Below are 20378 nucleotides of genomic sequence, written 5' to 3'. Positions count from 1 at the left end.
ATGCGCGCCGCACTGGGCGGCGGCGATGACGAAGGCGGCCGATTCGATCGCTCGCGCCCGCATCATCACATGCCAGTGCGCCTCGCCGGTCGGCACGGTGAAGGCGGCGGGAATCGCGAAGGCGGTGGCGCCATGATTGCCGAGCGCGGTGTAGAGATCCGCGAAGCGGAGATCGTAGCAGATCGACAGGCCCAGCATGCCGACCGGCGTTTCCACAACCGCCGCGCCGTTGCCCGGGCGGTAAGCGGCGGATTCACGCCAGCTCTCGCCCGTCGGCAGATCGACGTCGAACAGATGGATCTTGTCGTAGCGCGCTCGTATCTCGCCCATATCGTCGATCACGAAGCCGCGATTGACCAAGCGGTCGCCGTCCGCGTCGAGCAGAGCGAGCGAGCCGAGATGGACCCAGAGGCCTGCCTCGCGCGCCGCGTTCCGCACGGCCGCGAGCACCGGATCGTCGCTCTCGAAATGGAGGTGCCTCGTCGCGCGGCTTCGGTCCTGATCGAGCAGGCCGCTCATCTCCGGGGTGAACAGCATCGCCGCGCCGCCGCCGGCCGCCTCGCGTACCGCCGCCACCAGAGCGGCGGCATTGGCGGCGGGATCGATCCCGGTCCGCGCCTGATAGACGGCGAGCCTCATCGGCCTCGGAGCAGCGGTTCGAGCTGCCCACGCGCGTCGAGCGCGCAAAGATCGTCGCAGCCGCCGATATGGCGACCGTCGATGAAGATCTGCGGCACCGTCGTCCGCCCGCCGGCGCGCTGGATCATCGTCGCACGATCCGGGCCACCCATGGTGATGTCATATTCCTCTACCGACGCGCCCCTGGCCTCCAGCAAGTGTTTCGCCCGCGTGCAGAAAGAGCAAAATGCCTTGCTGTAGATTTCGACCCGAGCCATCGTCATCCTTCTGCGACCGAGGTGTGGGCCAGCCCGCGGCTTGTCAATCGGCGCCGCGCACCACCCGCGCCCAGCACAGCACGTCAACGCGCGCCGCGCCGGCCCGTTTCAGCGCCCGCGCGCAGCCATTAGCAGTCGCGCCGCTGGTATAGACATCGTCGACCAGAATGATCCGCCGCCCCTTTGCCTCCGCCTTGCGGTGCGGCTCGACACGGAATGCGCCGCGCAAGGCGTCACGCCGTGCCTTCGGCGACATCGCCTTGAGCGGGGGCGTGGCCTTCACCCGGCGGATCAGATCGAGTCGCGTCTCGATGCCGGCGGCCTTGGCGAGCGCCGTCGCGACCAGCGCCGACTGGTTGTAGCCGCGCCGCCAGATGCGCCAGCGATGAAGCGGAACCGGCACGAGCAAGGGCTCGCTCTCCCCGTCCAGATGCCGCGCCATGAACCGCGCCATCGTTTCGGCGACGCCGGGCCGCCCGCCATATTTGAGCTTCAGCGCCACGGTACGCGGGATATCGGCATAAGCGACCGCGGCGCGCAGGGAATCGAAGCGCGGCGGATGGGCGGCGCAGCCGGCGCAGACCCGCTCCGTCCCCTCGCCATAATCGAACGGCAGGGCGCAGACCGCGCAACAGGGCTCGCCGAGGAAGACGAGCTTCGACCAGCACGGAAAACAGAAACGGTGCGGCGCCTCGACGATCAGGCCGCAGGAGGGGCAGCGCGGCGGCAGCGCGAAATCGAGCATGCGCCGGCCGGCGGTGTGAGCAAATCGGGCCACTGCCTCCATGATCCGGAGCCTGGCGCGAACCGGCGGTGACGGCAAGCGGCGCGGTTGACAGCCAGAGCGATCCCGCCCATTTGCCCGCCCCGGCGGCCCGATGGCGGAGTGGTTACGCAGAGGACTGCAAATCCTTGCACGCCGGTTCGATTCCGGCTCGGGCCTCCAGCCAGTCGCGCGGGTTTCGGTCTCTCATGGAGACCATCCCACAAATGGCGCAATTCAGCGAAGTTTTGAACCCGCAACCGTCACACGTAGCCCTCGCTCACACCGTTACAAGCCAATCTTGGCCAGGGACTGAGCAATCGTTCGATCGCTTTCTCCGATCGCCGTATTCACTGCTAAATCAAAGATTCTCCGAGCACTGGTCTCATCGCCAGCCCTGCCGGCAAGGAGGGACTTCGCAAGCGCGCCCGAATAGCAGGCGCGATCAAGGCGGAGCGCCATCTCGCACTGCGCTTCTGCACTCTCGATATTGCCTTCCAGAAGATCAAGGACAGCCAAAGAGCCGTGAGCTTCCGCAAACGTTGCATCGATCTGCAGCGCCGTCTCAAATCGCGCCCGGCTGGCCACAGGGTCTCTGTTGATGAAATGTGCCCAGCCTGCAGCGATCCACGAGCCAAGATGATCGCCAAACATTTGGGCGCCCTTGTCGATGTCGAGCGTTGCACTTGCCGCTTCGTCGGTCAGCAGCTTCGAGAGTCCCCGACCGACTAACGCGCGCGGTTTGTCTTCACCATGAGCGAGCGCGCGATCAAAGATCTCTCTCGCCTCGGTCGCGCGATCATCTCCGAGTGCCAGCATGCCCAACGTCGCCAAGGCATCTGGGTGGTTCCCTGCATTATTGGCGCACGCTCGCGCCAGCGCCTCGTCGTCCACGTCGAGCGCCAGCACCGACACGGCGGCCAAAAGCCCTTGATGGTCCGGATGGATTTCGATCAGATCCTTCGCTTCGGATGCAGCCTCGTCGACGAGGCCCTGTTCATGCAGCAATTGAATCCGGAGCGTCGCCGCCTGCGGAAGCGCGGCCACGACCCTCTCATCGAGCAATGCGGCAGCGCCCGGAACATCCTTCAGCTTTGCCAAGGTCCAGCTGAGATTGAAGCGCACGGCGGGATCGGCGACGCCAGTATCGACCAGCGATTGGAAATGCCGCGCTGCCGCTTCAAAATCCTCGGCCTGCATCGCCGCCAGGCCAGCCAGGTTGATCTGCGACGGCGAAAGTGGCTCGATCGCCGCGTACCGCTCCAGCAAATCGCGCGCGACGTCCGGTTCGCGCTCGGCGAGGGCCGCGTCAGCGGTATCGATCAGCAGCGAGAGATTGTTGGGGTCTGACCTAAGGAGCGTCAGAAGCGTCGCCAGCCGGCTGCCAGCCGCGGTTCCGATCGGCGCTGCGGTTTCCATCACACCTCCTCTTATACCAGTTAGCCGTCAGGCCTCGACCCGCACGACGTCGAACGAGCGAAGGCTGATTCTCATCGGGATTTCGTTGACGGAAAGCACGGACAGTTTCGGAATGCTGCGACGGGTGAAAGCTTTCAAGTGACGCCGCACTTCGCCGCCGCAAAGCAGGACGGGTGCTCGGCCCTCGCGGTGCATCTCGTCGCTCTTGGCCGAAAGCGTTCGGACCAGCTGTTCCGCGAGCCGCGGCTCGACCAAAATCGCGCCGTTTCGGGCATTGGGACCCAGGTTGGCAGCGATCTGATTTTCGACGCGGGGATCAAGACTGAGCACCGCAAGATCGCCATGCTTGCCGCGCAGCTGATGACAGATCACATGGCCGAGCCGCTGACGGACCTGTTCGGTGAGTTCGCCCGGGTCCTTCTGCGTGCGGGCGAGATCGGCAAGGTCCTCGAGAATGAGGTCGATGTTTCGGATCGAAACGCCCTCGGCGATGAGGTTCTGAAGTACACGCTGGATGTCGGAAACGGTCAGAATGTTCGGGACCAGTTCCTCAAGGAGACCGGGCTGACGCTCCCGAACCTCTTCCAGGAGCTTCACAACCATCTGGCGGCTGAGCAAGGTCGCGAGTTCGCTCTGCACGATCTCGCTGAAATGGGTGATCATGACCGTAAGCGGATCGACGATCTTCCAGCCGGCCCTGCGCGCGCCGGCGACCGTCCCCTGCTCGATCCAGACTGCCGGCAGCCCGAAGGTGGGGTCGCGGGTCGCAATGCCTTCGATCGGAGCCTGGTCGCTGTCCATCAATATCGCCAGCTGCCGGTCGGGATGGATTTCGGCCAGCCCGAAGCGTGAACCGAAGAGCCGGATCTCATATTCAAGCGCGCCAAGGCCCGCCCCGTCCGCAATACGCACGGCCGGGAAGGCAAGACCAAGCTCCTGCTCGTGAGCGCGCCTCAGGCCGGCGACTCGTTCCATGATGATCGGCTGCTCGATTTTCCAGGCTTCGGCGAGTTCGGCACCGAGCCGGATTTCCAGCGCCGGCGCAGGCGCCTGCCCTGGCTCGGCTTCCGTTTCAGCAGCTCCCGCCTCGGTCTCCAACGAGGCGGCCTTGCGGATGCGCGACCAGGCGAAAACCGCAATGCCCATGACCAGCAGGATCGGCCATTTTGGCATCCCGGGGAGCAACAGCAGGGTCAGCAGGACCGCCGCGACGATGAGCGGAATGCGTGGCACCGACGCGAGCTGACGGAAGAGCTCGGCACTCAGTTCCTTGTCGGCCGACGACCGCGTGACGATGATCCCGGTCGCGATCGAGATGATCAAGGCGGGCAGCTGCGTGGCGATACCATCACCAATGGTGAGCAATGTAAAATGCTCGAGCGCCTGGCCCCAGCTCATCCCCATCTGGGCGACCCCGATGATCCAGCCGGCGACGATGTTGATCAGGAGGATGATGATGCCGGCGATCGCGTCGCCCTTCACGAACTTGCTGGCCCCGTCCATCGCGCCGTAGAAAGAGCCTTCCTTCTCGAGCTGCTGGCGCCGTCGCACTGCCTCTTTCTGGTCGATCAGTCCCATGTTGAGGTCGGCATCAATGCTCATCTGCTGACCCGGCATGGAGTCGAGCACGAAACGTGCGGCGACTTCTGAAACGCGCTGGGCGCCGGCGGTGATGACGACATATTGGACGACGACAAGAATCGCGAACACCACGAGGCCAATGACGAAATTACCCTGCACCGCGAAGGCGCCGATCGAGCCGATCACTTCTCCCGCATAGCCACCGGTTAAAATGAGCCGCGTCGCGGCCACATTCAGCGACAGACGGAAAAGGGTCGAGACGAGCAAGAGGGAGGGAAAGGTCGAAAAATCGACCGGCTTGGCTACATAAAAGGTGAGGAGGAGAATTGTCAGTCCGAGCCCGAAATTGGCGAGGATCGCGAGATCGAGAAAGGCGGGCGGAATCGGCGCGAACAGAATGACCAGAATGAGGACCATCCCGACCACCAGCGCCAGATCCTTGTTTCTAGCGAGCATGATCGTCCCCGCTCGAAGCTTTCAGCCTGAAGTAGAGCTCGGCGACAGCTCGGTAGTGGCCGGCACCGATCGCATTGCCCGCGGCGCACTCCTTGAACAGGCGCCGCGCCAGCGGTGGATTCTCAAAGATGGGTAGGCCCAGCCGGAACGCTTCGCGGCGGAACGCCAGCGCATGTGCATTGCGGGCCTTGGCCGTCACTTGCGGCGCGTCCATTCTGGCCGGGTCATAAGTCAGCGCGACCGCAAAATGCTCGGGATTGACGACCAGAAGATCGGATCCGGCAAGCTTGCCCAATCCCTCGTTTTGCTGGACGAACTCGCCGTGAAGCTGCTTGCGGCGCTGCTTCAAGCGCGGCTCGCCTTCCCGCTCTCGCGTTTCCCGCACCAGCTCGCGCCGGCTCATCCGCATCTGCTTGGCAAACTCTCGCCGGACGACGACCTGATCGATCAGCGCGAAGAACAATGCCAGGCCGATGTAAGCGAAGAGCAGTTGCAGACCGGCTTGCCGCAGGCTCGTGGCCACGCCCTGGGCATCGGCCAGGGCTCGCGCCGGCGCCTGGAGCAGGGCGTGGATAATGGGGAAGGTGACGAAGGCATAGGCCGCAAGCTTGAGGACGCTCTTGAGCGACTCTTGGAGCATACGCGCCGAGAACAGACGCTTCAGCCCCTGCGCGGGATTTAAGCGGCTGAAATCGGGCTTGAGCGGATGGGTGGTGAAGACAAGGCCGCGCAATTGCAGCACTTCAAGCAGAAGGACGACCGCCATGATAGTGCCGCCCAGCAGCGTGAGCGATTGCACCGCAGGCCAATAGCTCGCGGCGATGACGTTGCGGGTTCGCTCGGGGTCAGCCGCGGCGTCCATGCCGGCGCTCAGCGCCTGGCGCATCGTCTGGCCGAGCTGCGCCATCATCGTCTCGCCGGCAATCAGAATGAAACCGGCAAGCGCGACCATGCTTCCCAGGAAACCCAGGTCCATGCCGCGGGCGACCGTGCCCTTTTCGCGTGCCCGTCGCAGCTTGAATGGAGTCGCCTCTTCCGAGCGATTTTGTTCCTGCTCAGCCATTGCCGGCGAGCCTCGACGTGGTTTCGAGTGCATAGCGGATCAGGCGCAGCAACGAGGAGGTGGCGAGGCTGATGGCGATGGGCAATGTCACCAGGACGGCGAGCGTCTTCACCTGAAAGCCGAGCAGCAGCACGTTCATCTGCGGCAGCGTGCGCGACATGAACGCGATCGCCAGATCGAGCACGAAAAGCACGACAATGATGAGGCCGCCAATGCCGAAGGCCATCACGAATACGGCCGAGAGATAGCCGGCGAGCAGGTCGATATTGTCGGGGACGGCCGCGCTGCCGAGTGGCGTCTGCACAACTGATTGCGACCAGATTGCGAGGAGCTCTGCCGCCCCCCCGCTCGCGAAAAAGACTGCCGCCGCCGCATAAGCGAACAAGGTGCCGACCAGCGGCGACTGCGCGTGCGTGGTGGGATCAATCACGCCGGCAAGGCCGAAGCCAGCCTGGATGTCGATCGCGCGACCGACCGTCAGCAATGCGGCAAAGGCGAGCGCAAGTGCCAATGCCAACATGAAGCCAAGGAAGAGTTCGGCCGCGGCATTGATGAGGAAACCCTGGGCCATGGTTGCGCTGCGCCACGTCTGGTCAGGATGGCCGGCGACGAGCCACATGGCGAGCGCCACGCCCAGCAACACGCGGATCGGCGCTGGCACCCGCAGCAACGTGAAAGGCGGCGCAAACGTCAGCGCCGGCGCGACGCGAAGGCTGATCATCAGGACAGCCATTGCCTGGTCGGTGATCGAGCCCATCGCGCCCTTGGACCTAGTCCGCAAGCGTTGGAATGGTGAGGTAGAGCTGGGTGGCGAACTGGGTCATCCGCCCCATCATCCACGGTCCGATCGCGATCAGCAGGAAAGCCGTCACCAGGATCTTGGGCACATAGCTCAAGGTGATTTCCTGGAGTTGTGTCGTTACCTGGAAGACGCTGACCAACAGGCCGACCAGCAGGATCGCGATCATGATCGGCCCGGCGACGATCAGGCTGTTCCACAGCATCTCGTTCAAGAAGCTTAGCGCCCGTCCCGATCCCACTTCTTGCCCCCCTCTCAAACGTCAGTTCGTACGATCGCCGCTTCGGATCTGCTGCGAGGCTTCCGCCATCAGTTCTTGCCCGTCATCGCTCTCGTTGATGATGCGAAAGACATCATCGATGACCGACTGGAAGGCCGGATCGTTGGCAATCGCATCGCCCAGATCCTCCGCGAGCAGGGCGCGTACCAAAGTGCGGCGGAATTGATCCTCGGGAAGGTCATCGAGCGAGGCCAGGCTCGCGAAGCGCGCCATCGGCGACGGAGTCGTGCGCTCGCGGGCGCGCGCGCCAGGCGCCTGCCGGCTGTGCGACTTGCCCATCCGTTGCAACTGCTCGCGCAGCAGCAACAAGGCCTGATCGACTTGGTCGATGCGGGTCATCTTCTGATGCTCAGTGCTTGATGCTGCGGTTCGAGAACTGATCGAGCAGCAGGCTAGCGGCCGAGGCACCGTCGTCGCCGGTCGGCGGCGGCGAAGCAGCGGCCAGCAGCGTCTCGATCTGATCGAGAATGAGCTGCATATCGCGATTGAGCGGCGGGTTTTCCTCGTTTGCCGCGACGCCGGCGCGCAGCTGGGCGCTCGCCTGCTCGAATTCGTCGCGGATGAGATGGGTGAGGCCTGCGACGAAGGTGCGTAGGTAGTGGCTGTCAGGAAGCAGGGCGAGCGGCCCCCAGGTGCCCAGCGCGCCCGTGGCTTCACCCGAGGTTAGCTGGAAGAATCCGAGCTGAAAACGGGCGATATGAAAATCGGGCGCCAGCGCGACCGCCTGGCACAGCGCCGGTAGCGCTTCGATCGATCGTCCAATGCCGGCGAGGATCGAGCCACGCAGGAAGTGAAGACGCGGATCGTCGGGATAGAGCGCGAGGAGCTGGTCGGCGCGCTGCAGCTCGTTTGCCTCGTCCGACTGCATCGCCTCCATCAATTGCTTGAGGTCCTCATCGCCGCACAGGCTGATCCTGTCGCTCATCACCCCCATCCTCCTATTCGTTTGCGAAGCCGCCCGAGCGCGGCATTATGCAATTGCGACACCCGGCCCCGACTGAGCTCGAGGAGCCGGGCGATCTGCGCAAAGCTGAGGCCATGATTATAATGCTGGCGAACGACCGCCGCCTCCTTTGGCGGCAGCCGCTCGACCTCTTGCCCCAGGCGCGCATGCAACTGTCGCCATTCCAGGCTCTCATAGGGGCTCGGCGCCGGGTCGATTTCGTCCTCGTCCGAGTAAAGCCCGGTTCCCTCAAGCATGATACCGAGCGCAAGGCCCATGGCGAGCTCGGACAGGCGAGCGAGGGCATCGTCCTGGACCGCCGCCTCGGCTTCGGCAGCGGCGAGTGAGCGCAGCCTCTCTTGCTCCAGGCGGCGACGAACGCGAAGCTGCGCGCCGACCTCGCTGAGCCGCGCTATGCCATCGGCAATTGCACCCAAGATGCGTCGCCGGGCGAAAGCAATGAAGGGGATGCCGCGCAGGGGATCGTAGCGATCGATCGCCTGCAGCAACGCCTCGAACGCGAACTGCTCGAGTTCGCCCCGGTCGGCGCGGAGCGTAGCGTGGCGGCGGCTCTGGCGACGTGCCAGCAGCCGGGCGAGAGCCACGTAGCGGTTGAACAGCGTCTCGCGGCATTCGGGCTCGGCCTCGAAGCGCAGCCGGCGCCAAAGCGAAGCTTCGACGCGGGCCGGGCGGACGACAAGATCCATTCCGGAGGCGCGCGCGCGCATCATCCAAAACTTCCGAGGACGCCGACCAGGATGAGCCGCCAGCCATCGATGAGAACGAACATCAGGAGCTTGATCGGTAGCGAAATCGTCGTCGGTGGAACCATCATCATGCCGAGCGCGAGCAGCACGCTCGAGACGACGAGGTCGATGACGAGGAACGGCAGCAGTATAACGAAGCCAATGGTGAAGGCGGCGCGCAGCTCGTTGAGGATGAAGGCCGGCGCGAGCTTCAGAATCTCGACATCCTGGGGTCGCTGCGGAACCGGCTGGCCGGCGATGCCATAGATCGCCTCGATGTCGGAATCGCGGGTCTGCGACAGCATGAAATCGCGCAAGGGTGCGCTGCCTGCCGAAAGCGCCTGCTCGACGCCGATTGTGCCGGCCATCAACGGCTGCAAAGCATCGCGATTGACGCTCGAGAGGGTTGGCGCCATCGTGAAGGCCGTCAGAAACAGGGCAAGGCTGACCAGCACGGCATTGGGCGGCGTCTCCGGCATGCCGAAGGCGTGACGGACCATTGCCAGTACGATGACGATCCGCACGAAGCTCGTCATGCTGACCATGATCGCAGGAACGATCGCCAGCAAGGTGAGTATCAGGGTCATCCGGCCGACGTCCGACCCGGCCGGTGCGTTCGGGACCGCTGCCTCGAGCGGCGCCGCGAGCAGCAGCAAACCGATCGCAAGGACGAGGCGCGGCAGGATGGTCACCCTTTGGTCTGTTCAGCGGCCGTCGCCGGCTCAGCACCGGTGCAACTCAGCACGCGGCCGTGGCCAGCGCCCAGCAGCAAGAGATATTCTTGATCCCTGTAGCGGACGAGGCAGATGTCGGCATGCGGACTGAGGCGCCGGGTCTCAACCACATCGATGTCGCGCGGCCTGAGCCGCACCCGGCCGAAGAGGATGGCGAGATCGACCTTTCCGCCGCGCTGGCGAATGAGCAGCACCGACAGCACGATGAGGACGACGCCAACCAACAGCGCGGCAACGATCCGCCCGAGCGAGACGTTAAGATCGTCGCCGCCGCCGAGGCGGGCGCTGTTCGCAAGAGCCGGCCCAGAGGTCGCCGCCATTGCGAAGCTAGCCTGCATGGCCCGGACAATTGCGCGCGGTTCAATCACTTGGCGACCTCGGTCAATCGGACCGCGAAATTGTCCCCGACCGCGACCAGCTCGCCCTTGGCGACCGCGGCACCATTGAGCCTGAGCTCGACTGCCTGGCTCAGCGGTGCCTCGAGCGACACGAGCGAGGATTCCTTGAGCTTGATGAGCTCGGCGACGGTCATGCGCGCGCTGCCGAGATAGGCCTCCAGACTGACGCCGACATTCTCGATGAGTTTGCTGGCAAGGCCCGTCCTGGCATCGCCATCGTCGTCCTGGTGCTGGTTCAAAGGAAGGGGCTGAGCCATTACTGAATTATCCAACAAGGGGTTCGAAAAGCTCGAGCGCGAGGCGGTTCTCGGCCTGGTCGACCGCGCAGGCACGACCGGTCGGACGGCCGTCAAGGGCTAGTTCGAGCGGTCCATCGAGCATCCGGTCAAGTATGATCACATCGCCGACGCCTAGCGCTTCCAGCTCGGTGAGTGACAGCTCGCACCCCCCGACCCGCGCACTGATCTCTATCATCTGACGCTCGAGACCGTCGCCAAGCGCGCCAAGCATGATTGGTTGTGGGAGGCTGGATGCGCCGGACTTGATCCATGCGATCAATAGGTCCTGCGTAACCGCGAGCCGCATGACGGGCTGCCCCGCCGCGGCGCCGATCGCGATTGAATGTATCGGCTCGTCGCGGAGAAGCTCAGCAAACGCGCCCTCGCCCCAACCACGATCCACCGGGAGGCGAAAGAGCTGCACGAGCCGCCTCTTGAGGTCGTCCAGGCAGGCGTTTGCGAGACCCTCGGCGAGCGCAAGGTCGTTCGGCTCATTGAAAACTTGAACTGGCGAATTGCCCAGCATCGCGTTCGCGATGGTGCACACGGCGTCCGATGCGGTCCCCATGGCAATGCCGTCCGAGAGTGCGCTCCAGCGCAGTTCATCAACATCAGGCGGGCTCTCTCGTGACAGCCGCGCGTGCGCTCGCCAGGGCGCACCGGCAAACCACTTGCGCGACCAGTGCTGAAGCACCGCACAAAGCTCCTTATCGAGGTCCGCGCGATCGAGTGCTTCGCCGGGCAACCAGGCCCGCGGTTTGCGATCAGGGAAGCTCATGACGCGACCGTTCAACCCTGCCCTCTGATCCCGAACAGCTGCTGGATCATGTCGTTGGATACGCTGATCACTTGCGAGGAGGCCTGAAAGCCGCGCTGGATCAGGATCAGGTCGCCGAACTGCTGGGCAAGATCGACATTGGACGCTTCGAGGCGACGCGACGTGACCGCGCCCACCCGCGTGTCGCCGGAGCGTGCATATTCGGCCTCGACGCCGGCGGGATTGGCGAACAGGCCGCCACTTCTGAGCTCAAGCGCCTGGGGATCGCGAAAGCCGGCGAGCGCGATGGATCCCAATTGCACCTTCCGGCTGTTGCTGTAGCCGATCTCGATCTCCCCCTTGTCGTTGACCTTGACCGAGGAGACGGCGCCCGTCGCATGACCGTCGACTTTGGCTGTGCGCAGAGTCGAGACCTCACCCGATGAGAAGGAGGTCACGTTCCTAGAAAGATCGAGCGTAACCGAAAGTCCTGCCGGCTCATCTTCGAACAGGAGCTCGGCGGTGGTCGGATCGATCACCCCCGCATTGAACCGCAAAGTCCTGATTCCGATGGTTCTGGTTCCTTCGGTGACCGTTACGGTCCATTCGCCTGGTGCGCTGTCCGCGGCCCGTGTGAACTTCGCCCGCCAGACATGATCGCCGCCAAGTGCGTCATAAACGTGGATATCGGCGAGCTCGAAGCTTGTCGCCGTCGACGACAGATTGTCGGACAACGTAATCCGTGTCGTTTCCACGGGCGGATCGATGCGCGAGGCATCGATGGACAAACTCACTGGTCGCCCCGAGCCGTCGAGTGTCGCCAGCCGGTAGTTGGTGCCGGCAAGCACGATATAGCCGTCGACGTCGACCTCGAAGCTGCCGGTCCGCGTATAGAGGGTCTCACTGCCGTTGAGCAGGACGAGAAGGCCGGTGCCGTCGACCGCGAGATCGAGATCGCGCTCGGTCTGACGCAACTCACCCTGGCGAAAATCGCGGCGCGACGCGTCGAGGCTGACGCCATGTCCGCGGTTCCCGTCCGAGCCGTCCTGGCTGCGGCCGTTCAACCCGGCGACATTGCCGAACGAGACAGTGGTCGCCTTAAACCCCAGCGAGTTCATGTTGACGACGTTGTTGCTGATTTGCTGCAGCCCGCGCGAATAAGCGGTGAGGCCGCTAAGGCCCACATAAATGGCTCCCAGCATGGGCTAGTTCTCCCTCCGAATTCGGGACACCGCGCCAAGCGCGAGATCATTGATCGTCTGACCGTCGGTGGTCTGGACGCTGAGCCTCGGCTGGCCGTCGGCAAAGGTGATCGCGGTCACGCTTCCGCTCAATGTCGCCGCGCCCGCCGGCACATCGACGAGCGCGCCCAGCAGACTCGTCGCCTGCGTGCTGCCGGCCGCAGCGACGAGCTGGACAAGCCGGTCATTGGTTGCTTGCCCCTGCTGCAGCTGAGAAAACTGGGCGAGCTGCGAGACGAACTCAAAATTGTCCATCGGCTTTAAGGGATCCTGATAAGTGAGCTGGGTCAGGATAATGCGCAGCAGCGATTCAAAGCTGAGCCCGAACGCGTTGCTTGCTGCATCGCCAACAGACGCGCTGGCAGATGGCGCCGTTGGAGCGGGCGATGGGGTAATCGGAGATGCTTGCATTGATGGCTCCCCTAGCTGCTGCGATCGTTGTCTATGGCGCCGTTGACCCGGATCTCGCTCGACACGAAACCATAGGCGGCGAGCAGCCGCTCAGCTTCCAGGCGGAGCTTAAGGCGGTCCTCGCGGCTCAGGCGCTCGATTCTCGCCACCAGGCTCGCGGTCTGCTCGACAATCGTCAGACTGACACGAGTGCCGAGATTCCCGCCGCCAATCTGGCTCGGTTGATAGCGGGGGCCGTCATGATGCTCGAAAAACGGCGGTTCCGCGGTCTGACTGACATTGCGCAACGGGATGGACGGCCACGAAATCGCAGGAAATGGCGTGGCAGTCGCTGGAGTGGCAATTGTCGAGCGTGACACGCGGGGGTTCGACGACGCGCCGGGAAACGAGGTCGGCGAAGTACCTAGATATTCCCGGGCAGGCCCACTCCAGAAGGTCTCTTCGCCAAGGGTCAACCGCGAATTTCCACCCCGCCCGCCCGCAGTAGCTTCACCCTCGTTCGATAGTCCCTTGCCCCGAGCATCGGGTGGTGTGGCCGCTGCCTCTACTGTCTGCGCCGCAGCGGCCATTGCACGCACGGCGCAGGAGCCTTCGATCGTCTCCGATGGAGACCGGATCGGGCCTCCAAACAACCCGAACTCATTGAAGATCGCGGCCAGGCTGCGCTGCGCGGTCGCAAGTGGCGCCTGATCGCCTTCGTGGCCGCCCAGGAAACCACCTACCTTGCCCACGGCAGCACCCTGCCCAAGGTCTCCGGTGGCATCGAGTAGCACGGCGAAAAGATCCCACAGGCTTTCCGCTTCGTCGCCTTCCGCCCCGCCGCTACGAGAGAGGTTCGCCAACATTGCGGCAAAGCCAATCGAATCGCTGGCAGCGGGAGATGAGGCATCTGCCGACATACCGGCCGCGACCCTTGATCCGACTTTGGGCTCAAGCGAGATACCGGTCATGCTGGCCGCCAGGTCCGCGTCACACGATCCGCCAGCGCCGCGAGACGCCTTTCCTCGCCGCGAAGCGTCAGCTTTCGCTTGAGCTGGCCTTGCGCCTTGCCGCCGGCACGCACCTTCGCCTCGTGCGCTCGCCATTCCCGCTCGTGAGCCGAAGCGAGTTGGGCCGCGGCCTCGGCGCGCACGCCCGCTTCATGAACCTGCTCGTCGCGGGCGATCAAAAGACTGGACAGCGCACGGCTATACTCGGGCGAGAAGCCGACTTGATCGACGCAGCTGAGCCAGTTCTGCAGGGACTCGTCGCGCGCCAGTATGGCCGACCGTTCCGCATCGCGCGCACGGGTTTCGACTTTGCGCGCCTCGACCAGTGCCATCTCCGCGCCACTGCGCCGGGCGCGCTGCACGTCGAGCAATCGCCCCATCATGGCGAGACGACGGCGCTCAGGCACGTCCCGCTCCCGAAACTGCGACCGCGCCTAACGACGAAACCGTTATGTCGAATGACACGACGTCGCCTTGAGCCTGGCGCAGGAATGCGGTCATCGCCGAACGCTGCTGAATCGCACGGTCAACCGTCGCGTTGGCGCCCGGCTTGTAGACGCCGGTCTCGATCATCACCCGCGCCTCTTCATAGGCGCTGAGCATTGTCACCGCCTGACGGGCAGCATGCGCGTGATCGCTGGTGAGCAAACGATCGGCGCTGCGGCTTATGCTGCGCGGAATATCGATCGCGGGAAAATGATTCTGCTCGGCGAGCTGGCGGGAGAGGATGATGTGGCCGTCGAGCAACGACTTCATCAGCTCGACGATAGGGTCGTCGACATCGTCGGTTTCACTGAGCACGGTCATCACCGCCGTGATCGCGCCCTTGTCGCGCAGCGCGCCGCACCGCTCGACGAGGCGCGGCAGCGCCGAAAAGATGTTCGGCGTGTAGGCACGAACCGTTGGCGGCGCGCCGGCGGCAAGACCGATCTCGCGCAGCGCCATTGCCAGCCGCGTGACAGAATCCACAACCAGAAGGACTTCCCGGCCGAGCCCGCGCCAATATTCCGCCAGACACAGCGCATAGCCGGCCGCTCGCGCCCGCAACGCCGCACTTTCATCCGAGGTTGCCGCGACGATCGTGAAGCGCTCCTTGTCAGCGCGGGCGGAAAGTGCCCGCCAAAGGCTCTCGACCTCGCGGCCGCGTTCGCCGACCAAACAGGCGACGACGTGATCGGCCGGGGTCTGGCTCACGATCCGTTCGATAAGGCTGGTTTTGCCGACGCCGCTCGCCGCGAAAATGCCGATCCGCTGACCAACCCCGAGAGTCAGCAACCCATCGATGGCCCGGATTCCTGTCTCAAGGACCCTGGCGGGCGACAGTCTTTCGAGCGGCGAAGTCGGCTCGCCTGCCAGCGGGACATAGGCGTCGGCAATGATCGGTTCGCGGCCGTCAATCGGCCGACCAAGCGCATCCACCGCCCTCCCTGCAAAACCATCCCCGATTGGAACGCGGTCGCCCTGCGCGCTGGCGACCACTCGTCCATCTCGCAGGATCGTCGCGTCCTGCTCGAATGGGATCAGGATCACCCCGTCATCACGAACCGCGGCGATTTCGGCGAGGATCGAGCGCTGGCGGCCGGAAATCTCGCAGAGGGCGCCAAGCGCGGCGGCGGGACCGCTTGCCTCGATCACGCCAGCCATCATGCGCCGAACATGGCCATAAGCCGGCGCCAGCTCGGCACGGTCCAGCGTAGCAAGATATGCGTGGCTCATGCCGACCGCCCCTCCGCCAGATCGTCCAGCAAGGCGGCAAGCGCGGCGAACTGACTGCGCGGTCCGATGTCGATATGGCCCAGCGTCAAATCGATGCGGCAGTCGCCAGCCGCCAGATCGGGATCAGCGATCAGGTGGTTCCTGGGCCTACCCATTTGCTCCGCGGCCGCCTCGAGCGCCTTGTCGTCGGGAAAGTCCTTCGCGCTCACGTGAATGGCGAGCACAGCCTCCCGACGGAGCTTGTCCAGCCGCTCGCGCGCGGCGCGCGTGACCAGCTCGGAGGCTTGTTCCCAAGGTCCAAAGACCTTCTCCGCCGAGGCGCCGGCGATCCGGGCGGCGAGGCCGTCGAGCTCGATCAGACGCTCCTCCCATAGGCTTGACGCCTTCGCCAGCGCCTCGCTGATCAGCTCGAATTTCTTCTCATCGTCGGCGCGGGCTTCGGCCCGGCCTTGCGCCCTTCCCTTCCCGATCGCCTCGGCCACCGCTGATTCCGCCTGTTCCCGCGCGGCGGCAAGTGCCTCGGTGAGTCGCTCGTAGTCAGCGCGCAGCGCCTCGAGCTCCACGGCTTCGGGCGAGAGGCCCATCTCGACGGCAATGATTTCGAGCGTTGCGGTTGGCCTGGCCGTGAGCGGTCGCGCGGCGAGCGCGGCTGCCGCTCCCTTGAGGAGCGCGCTCATACGGCCGCTCTGCGCCACCTGAGCGCACCAAACACGATCTGGAATAGTGATGGTTGCCCTGCGGCAGCCCGGGTGGCGATCGGAGACTTATTCATCGCCTCGCGAGCGGCCCTAAGCAGCACATGGCGCGTCGCGGGTGTCATCGCTCCCTTGCCTGCCTCAGCCTCTTTGAGGCGCGGGACCAGCCAAGGCGAGAAGCAGGTCTCGAAACTCATTGCGGCAGGTGGCGCTTCGTCGACCGCATCTTGACCAAGCAGGCGCTCGATCGCCGCGCGTTCGACCGGAGTCAGCGCCCCAAGCACTTGCCGGCGATGCGATGCGGGTATTCGCGCGAGGTCGGCGACGAGCGCTTTCAGGCCATCAGCTTCAGCCATCGATCGCCTCATCTGGGGACCGCAGCTCTCGCCGAATCCGAGCGACGAAATCGTCGCGCAGGTCCACTGAGAACGACCCGCGGCGCCGCACCACCACAACGGCGCCGCCAATCACCATGACCACGATTGCCAAGAGCCACAGCCAGCCCGGCAGCAGGGTAATCTGACGCTGCGGCGGCGACGCGGAGGCGGGTCGTACCTGCGGTAGCCGATCCGCCATGGACGGAGCGGCGATCGCGGGACCAATCGCGCCCACCCTGAAGGTGAGGCTGTCGCCGCCGGCTTCATCGAGCGCGACCGCGAGAGTAACGGCTTCGCGCGCGCGTCGCTGCTGCTCCGCGCCAAGCGACGTCGGCGTCACGATCAGGATGTTGACCCCGAAGCTCCGCGATTGCGGCGGTTGGTCGGCAATGCTGTTGGTCGGCACATTCCAGCCGCCGGTGGACACCGCCCCAGCGCGCGCGGCGACCGCCACTCGCACATCGCTTTCCACGCCCGGGAGCGCGGTAGCCAGCGCCTGGCGCGCCCGGCCGCGGAAATAGCGCCGCACCGCACCCTCCTCCTCGGCCTCAGGTGACAGCATCGCATCGGCCGATGCGGCTGGACTGACGACGCGGCCGAGATCATCGAGCACGACGACGTTTTCGAGCGCGAGTTCCGGAATCGCCGCGGCCACCAGGCGCTGAATGCCGGCAACCCGCGCGTCGTCGAGCAAATGGCCGCGCTTGGGCGTGACGGTTACTGCAGCGCGCGGTTCACTGCGATTGCCGCGAAACAGCGAACGTTCCGGCAGCGCGAGATGAACGCGCGCCGCTTCGATGCCGTCCATCTGCATGATGGTCCGGGCAAGCTCGCCCTGCAGCGCGCGTTGATAGTTGATACGCTGTGCGAAGTCGGTAAGCCCCATGTCGGACTCGTTGAATAGCTCGAACCCGACCATGCCACGCTGAGGCACATTGGAGCCGGCGATCGCGATCTGGGCCGCGGCGACCCGATCGGCCGGGACGAGGATCGTGGTGCCGCCGTCACGCAGATCATGGCTGATCTGCCGGCGCTCGAGCTCGGCGACGATCGCCGAGGCGTCCGCCGGCCGGACGTCGCTGAATAGGATCGCATAATCGGCGCGAAGGAAGAAATAATAGCCCGCTACCAGCAGCGCGGTCAGGCCGACCAGGAGAAAGGCGACCAGGCGCAACTGCTTCCCGTTGCCGAGCTCGGCCAACCTGTCGTCGAGCGTTGCCATCATGCTAGAGCTGCATGTTCATGAGTTCGCGGTAGCTCTCGACGAGCCGGGCGCGGACCTGCGTTGCCAGCTCGACTGCAAGCCGAGCCTCTTCGAGCGCGTACGTGACCTGGTGCAGCGGCACATTGTCGTCCAGCGCGAACCGGCGCACCAAGTAGTTAGCACTCGCGACGCGCGCATCGACCTGGCGCAGACCGGAGGTCAGGATTGAGCCAAAGCTGGAAGCTTCCGCACCTTGCGCGGCAGGCATGACCTGGGTCATGCCCAATCTTGCGATCATTGGATCGTTCGCGCTCGTGGCCGTTGCCGCTATCGCCTCGATGCCAGTCACGATTGGCGGCCCAGTTCGAGCGCCCGCATATACATCTGGTGCGCGAGGTTCATGGCAACGAGGTTGGCTTCATAGGCGCGCGAGGTCTGAATCATCAGCGTCATCTCGCGGGCGTGATCGAGCGCCGGATATGTGACATAGCCCTCGCTATCAGCATGGGGATGCCCCGGCTCGTGAACCCGCCGCACATTGCCGGGTATGGCTTCGAGCCCAAAAACCTGAACGCCGGTGGGCTGAGTTGCCGCATCCCGCCGAGCAAGCTGTTCAGCGAATGTGCCGCTGGGCCCGGACAGCAGTCGCATCGGCCGATAGGGCTCTCCGGTGACGGTCCTGCTCGTGTTCTGGTTCGCCAGGTTCTGGGCGATCACTTGCAGCCGCTGCCATTCGACGTCGAGGCCGGAGCGGCTGATAGCCATGGCGCGCATCACTGGCCTCCCCGGATCAGGGTGCGGCTCAATTGCACCTGACGGTTCATGAGATCGATCAGGGCGGCGTAGCGCGCTGCGGTTTCCGAGGCGGTCGCAAGCTCCAGATCGATGCGCAGTTCGGCGCCGGGCTCGCGCGCCGGATCGGTTTCGAAGCGAGGAGCAACTTGCCTGAGCGCCGCCGGGCCTCTCGGCGCGGCGTCTCGAAGAGCCTCCTCAAAGGTGACACGAAGCGGCCGGTAGCCGGGCGAATTAGCATTGGCGATATTCTGCGCCGTAGCCATCGAGCGCGCCGTAAGTCCGTCGAGCGCCCGGTTGATCAGCACTGCGGAGACTGGATCCACGAACTCTTCCTCTCACTGAACGATAATATCGGCATGGAGTGCGCCTGCGGTGCGAATTGCCTGCAGGATGCTGATTGTCCGACGTGTGTTGATCCGCGCGCGCGAAAGACCTTCGACGAGGTCGGCGACCGTCGTGCTGGGAAATTGAACGACCGCGTCGCGACTGGGCTGATCGACCTCGAGCCGCGTATTGGTGACGACAAGGCTGCGGACATCGCTCGCGAACCCGGAGATGAAGCCTGGCTGGGAGGCGGTGCGCTCTCCCGTGACCGTAACCCTGATGTCGCCTTGCGAAATGACGACGCTCGAGATGAGAACATCGCCGCCTGCAACGATCGTCCCGGTGCGCTCGTTGATCACGACTCGCGGCTGACGATTGGGCTCAATTGACAGCGCCTGGATGTCGGCGACGAACGCCGCGAACTCCTCGGCTGGACGGGCGAAACGGATCTTCACCTCGTCGGCGTTTTCGACCCGTGCGCTGCCCGGGCCGAACCGGGCGTTGATGCTCGCGGCGATCCGTTCAGCGGTCCCGAAATTTGGGTCGTTCAGCAAGAACGAAAGTTCGCCGTCCGGCCGCAGGATGCGGGCATCCACCGCCGCTTCGATAGTCGCACCGCCTTGCAGGGTGGCCGTGGTCGGGTAGTTGCGCTGCTGGAGGTTGAGGTCGCTTTCAAAGCTGTGGCCGCCCGCGACCAGCGACCCTTGCGCGAGCGCATAGGTGCGCTGATCGGGACCGAGCAGAGGCGTCATCAGCAAGGCGCCACCGGCCAGACTTCGCGCATCACCGATCGAGGTAACGGTCGCGTCGATCCGGTCGCCGACATTGGCCGATGCGGGCAATCTCGCGGTCACGATTACCACCGCGACGTTGCGGCTGCTGATCTGCTCTTCGGTGACGGTCGTGCCGAGCCGGCTCAGCACGTTGCGCAGAGCCTGGCGCGTAACCTCATTCCGGCGGCTGTCACCGGAGCCGGCAAGGCCGGTGACCAGACCGTAGCCGATCAGCGCATTCTCCCGCCATCCATCGAACCTGCCGAGCGCGGATAATGGCACCTGCTGCGCGGGAACGGGCGCAGCCAAAGCCAATGCCGAGAGCAATGCCAGCCCGATCCATGTTCCCCCCAGCAGTCGCATCAGCCGAGACCCAGGAAGCTGAAGATGCGATTGATGACACCCGGGCGAGCGCTGCGCGACACGAAGCCGCGGCCGTCATAGTTGATCTGCGCATCGGCAATGCGACTGGAAAGCACGCTGTTATCGGCGCGTATGTCAGCAGACCGAATGCGACCTCGCACGCCGATCCGACTGGTCTCGCCGTTGATACGCATCACTTGCTCGCCGGTGACAACAAGGTCGCCATTGGGAAGCACGGAATTCACGGTTGCGGTAATCTGCGCCACGAACCGCTCGCTGCGCCGCACCTCTCCCCGGCCGCTATAGCTGCCGCCGAACCGAAGCTCGCCGGACTCGTCGATCGGGCCGGCGCGAAGGCCACCGCCGACATTTGTGCC

Annotated in this window: 28 protein-coding genes and 1 tRNA gene; 1 reads left to right on the top strand and 28 read right to left on the bottom strand. The window is 64.6% G+C overall.

Going from position 1 to position 20378, the window contains the following annotated elements; translation table 11 throughout:
• From ACT4N3_RS09675 to ACT4N3_RS09665, 3 genes are all read right to left on the bottom strand, one after another.
• A partial coding sequence (locus ACT4N3_RS09675; protein ID WP_444855012.1) for a nitrilase-related carbon-nitrogen hydrolase occupies nt 1–639 on the bottom strand: 639 nt, incomplete at its 3' end.
• Nucleotides 636–896: a glutaredoxin 3 gene (gene grxC, locus ACT4N3_RS09670; protein WP_444855011.1), complete on the bottom strand. Its 261-nt coding sequence runs from the start codon at nt 894–896 to the stop codon at nt 636–638. The genes grxC and ACT4N3_RS09675, both read right to left, overlap by 4 nt.
• Nucleotides 897–939: 43 nt before the next feature.
• Nucleotides 940–1683 carry a double zinc ribbon domain-containing protein gene (locus tag ACT4N3_RS09665; protein WP_444855010.1) on the bottom strand — a complete coding sequence of 248 codons (744 nt, stop codon included), beginning with the start codon at nt 1681–1683 and terminating at the stop codon, nt 940–942.
• A gap of 85 nt (nt 1684–1768) precedes the next feature.
• On the opposite strand from ACT4N3_RS09665, the gene ACT4N3_RS09660 reads away from it, so the two are divergent.
• Nucleotides 1769–1842 (top strand) — tRNA-Cys (locus ACT4N3_RS09660).
• A 105-nt stretch (nt 1843–1947) separates the two neighbouring features.
• On the opposite strand, the gene ACT4N3_RS09655 is transcribed toward ACT4N3_RS09660, so the two are convergent.
• From ACT4N3_RS09655 to ACT4N3_RS09535, 25 genes are all read right to left on the bottom strand, one after another.
• The gene (locus ACT4N3_RS09655; RefSeq protein WP_444855009.1) at nt 1948–3078 is read right to left on the bottom strand and encodes a tetratricopeptide repeat protein; all 1131 of its coding nucleotides are present in this window, start codon (nt 3076–3078) and stop codon (nt 1948–1950) included.
• A 27-nt stretch (nt 3079–3105) separates the two neighbouring features.
• Nucleotides 3106–5115, bottom strand: a complete 2010-nt coding sequence (locus tag ACT4N3_RS09650) for a flagellar biosynthesis protein FlhA (RefSeq protein WP_444855008.1) — start codon at nt 5113–5115, stop codon at nt 3106–3108.
• A complete protein-coding gene (locus tag ACT4N3_RS09645; protein WP_444855007.1) occupies nt 5105–6178 on the bottom strand; it encodes an EscU/YscU/HrcU family type III secretion system export apparatus switch protein in 1074 nt (357 codons plus the stop codon). Before ACT4N3_RS09645 ends, ACT4N3_RS09650 begins: the two co-directional genes overlap by 11 nt.
• Nucleotides 6171–6935: a flagellar biosynthetic protein FliR gene (locus tag ACT4N3_RS09640; protein WP_444855006.1), complete on the bottom strand. Its 765-nt coding sequence runs from the start codon at nt 6933–6935 to the stop codon at nt 6171–6173. Before ACT4N3_RS09640 ends, ACT4N3_RS09645 begins: the two co-directional genes overlap by 8 nt.
• 13 nt (nt 6936–6948) lie before the next feature.
• Entirely contained in the window at nt 6949–7191 is a 243-nt protein-coding gene (locus ACT4N3_RS09635; protein ID WP_444855005.1) for a flagellar biosynthetic protein FliQ, read from the bottom strand.
• 48 nt (nt 7192–7239) lie between these two features.
• Nucleotides 7240–7596: a hypothetical protein gene (locus ACT4N3_RS09630; RefSeq protein ID WP_444855004.1), complete on the bottom strand. Its 357-nt coding sequence runs from the start codon at nt 7594–7596 to the stop codon at nt 7240–7242.
• A 10-nt stretch (nt 7597–7606) separates the two neighbouring features.
• Nucleotides 7607–8182 (bottom strand): hypothetical protein, encoded by a 576-nt coding sequence (locus ACT4N3_RS09625; protein WP_444855003.1) that lies wholly within the window; start codon nt 8180–8182, stop codon nt 7607–7609.
• On the bottom strand, nt 8182–8931 hold the full coding sequence (locus ACT4N3_RS09620) for a sigma-70 family RNA polymerase sigma factor (RefSeq protein ID WP_444855002.1): 750 nt from the start codon (nt 8929–8931) through the stop codon (nt 8182–8184). The genes ACT4N3_RS09625 and ACT4N3_RS09620 overlap by 1 nt, the downstream gene beginning before the upstream one ends.
• Nucleotides 8928–9638, bottom strand: coding sequence for a flagellar type III secretion system pore protein FliP (gene fliP / locus ACT4N3_RS09615; RefSeq protein ID WP_444855001.1), 711 nt, complete (start codon nt 9636–9638; stop codon nt 8928–8930). The genes ACT4N3_RS09620 and fliP overlap by 4 nt, the downstream gene beginning before the upstream one ends.
• The gene (locus ACT4N3_RS09610) at nt 9635–10048 is read right to left on the bottom strand and encodes a hypothetical protein (RefSeq protein ID WP_444855000.1); all 414 of its coding nucleotides are present in this window, start codon (nt 10046–10048) and stop codon (nt 9635–9637) included. The genes fliP and ACT4N3_RS09610 overlap by 4 nt, the downstream gene beginning before the upstream one ends.
• Complete coding sequence (locus tag ACT4N3_RS09605) at nt 10045–10335, bottom strand: FliM/FliN family flagellar motor switch protein (RefSeq protein WP_444854999.1); 291 nt, start codon at nt 10333–10335, stop codon at nt 10045–10047. The genes ACT4N3_RS09610 and ACT4N3_RS09605 overlap by 4 nt, the downstream gene beginning before the upstream one ends.
• A 7-nt stretch (nt 10336–10342) precedes the next feature.
• Nucleotides 10343–11149, bottom strand: a complete 807-nt coding sequence (locus ACT4N3_RS09600; protein WP_444854998.1) for a FliM/FliN family flagellar motor C-terminal domain-containing protein — start codon at nt 11147–11149, stop codon at nt 10343–10345.
• A complete protein-coding gene (locus tag ACT4N3_RS09595) occupies nt 11146–12315 on the bottom strand; it encodes a flagellar hook-basal body complex protein (RefSeq protein ID WP_444854997.1) in 1170 nt (389 codons plus the stop codon). The genes ACT4N3_RS09600 and ACT4N3_RS09595 overlap by 4 nt, the downstream gene beginning before the upstream one ends.
• Before the next feature lie 3 nt (nt 12316–12318).
• On the bottom strand, nt 12319–12765 hold the full coding sequence (locus tag ACT4N3_RS09590; protein ID WP_444854996.1) for a flagellar hook assembly protein FlgD: 447 nt from the start codon (nt 12763–12765) through the stop codon (nt 12319–12321).
• Nucleotides 12766–12776: 11 nt separating this feature from the next.
• On the bottom strand, nt 12777–13715 hold the full coding sequence (locus ACT4N3_RS09585; protein WP_444854995.1) for a hypothetical protein: 939 nt from the start codon (nt 13713–13715) through the stop codon (nt 12777–12779).
• Entirely contained in the window at nt 13712–14125 is a 414-nt protein-coding gene (locus ACT4N3_RS09580) for a hypothetical protein (RefSeq protein WP_444854994.1), read from the bottom strand. Before ACT4N3_RS09580 ends, ACT4N3_RS09585 begins: the two co-directional genes overlap by 4 nt.
• A 28-nt stretch (nt 14126–14153) precedes the next feature.
• Entirely contained in the window at nt 14154–15470 is a 1317-nt protein-coding gene (locus tag ACT4N3_RS09575) for a FliI/YscN family ATPase (RefSeq protein ID WP_444854993.1), read from the bottom strand.
• A complete protein-coding gene (locus ACT4N3_RS09570; RefSeq protein WP_444854992.1) occupies nt 15467–16147 on the bottom strand; it encodes a FliH/SctL family protein in 681 nt (226 codons plus the stop codon). Before ACT4N3_RS09570 ends, ACT4N3_RS09575 begins: the two co-directional genes overlap by 4 nt.
• The gene (locus ACT4N3_RS09565) at nt 16144–16521 is read right to left on the bottom strand and encodes a hypothetical protein (protein WP_444854991.1); all 378 of its coding nucleotides are present in this window, start codon (nt 16519–16521) and stop codon (nt 16144–16146) included. Before ACT4N3_RS09565 ends, ACT4N3_RS09570 begins: the two co-directional genes overlap by 4 nt.
• Nucleotides 16514–17764 (bottom strand): flagellar basal-body MS-ring/collar protein FliF, encoded by a 1251-nt coding sequence (gene fliF / locus ACT4N3_RS09560; RefSeq protein ID WP_444854990.1) that lies wholly within the window; start codon nt 17762–17764, stop codon nt 16514–16516. The genes ACT4N3_RS09565 and fliF overlap by 8 nt, the downstream gene beginning before the upstream one ends.
• 4 nt (nt 17765–17768) lie before the next feature.
• Nucleotides 17769–18095 carry a flagellar hook-basal body complex protein FliE gene (locus ACT4N3_RS09555; protein ID WP_444854989.1) on the bottom strand — a complete coding sequence of 109 codons (327 nt, stop codon included), beginning with the start codon at nt 18093–18095 and terminating at the stop codon, nt 17769–17771.
• On the bottom strand, nt 18092–18520 hold the full coding sequence (gene flgC, locus ACT4N3_RS09550) for a flagellar basal body rod protein FlgC (protein ID WP_444854988.1): 429 nt from the start codon (nt 18518–18520) through the stop codon (nt 18092–18094). Before flgC ends, ACT4N3_RS09555 begins: the two co-directional genes overlap by 4 nt.
• Entirely contained in the window at nt 18520–18864 is a 345-nt protein-coding gene (locus ACT4N3_RS09545) for a flagellar basal body rod protein FlgB (RefSeq protein ID WP_444854987.1), read from the bottom strand. Before ACT4N3_RS09545 ends, flgC begins: the two co-directional genes overlap by 1 nt.
• Nucleotides 18865–18876: 12 nt before the next feature.
• Complete coding sequence (locus tag ACT4N3_RS09540) at nt 18877–20001, bottom strand: flagellar basal body P-ring protein FlgI (protein ID WP_444854986.1); 1125 nt, start codon at nt 19999–20001, stop codon at nt 18877–18879.
• Nucleotides 20001–20378, bottom strand: a 378-nt coding sequence (locus ACT4N3_RS09535; RefSeq protein WP_444854985.1) for a flagellar basal body L-ring protein FlgH, incomplete at its 5' end; no start/stop codon positions are given. The genes ACT4N3_RS09535 and ACT4N3_RS09540, both read right to left, overlap by 1 nt.

This window comes from Sphingosinicella sp., from assembly GCF_052388015.1.
Taxonomy (GTDB): domain Bacteria; phylum Pseudomonadota; class Alphaproteobacteria; order Sphingomonadales; family Sphingomonadaceae; genus Allosphingosinicella.
Note: the sequence above shows the minus strand (reverse complement) of the source record. Positions and strands in the feature narration are given on the sequence as shown.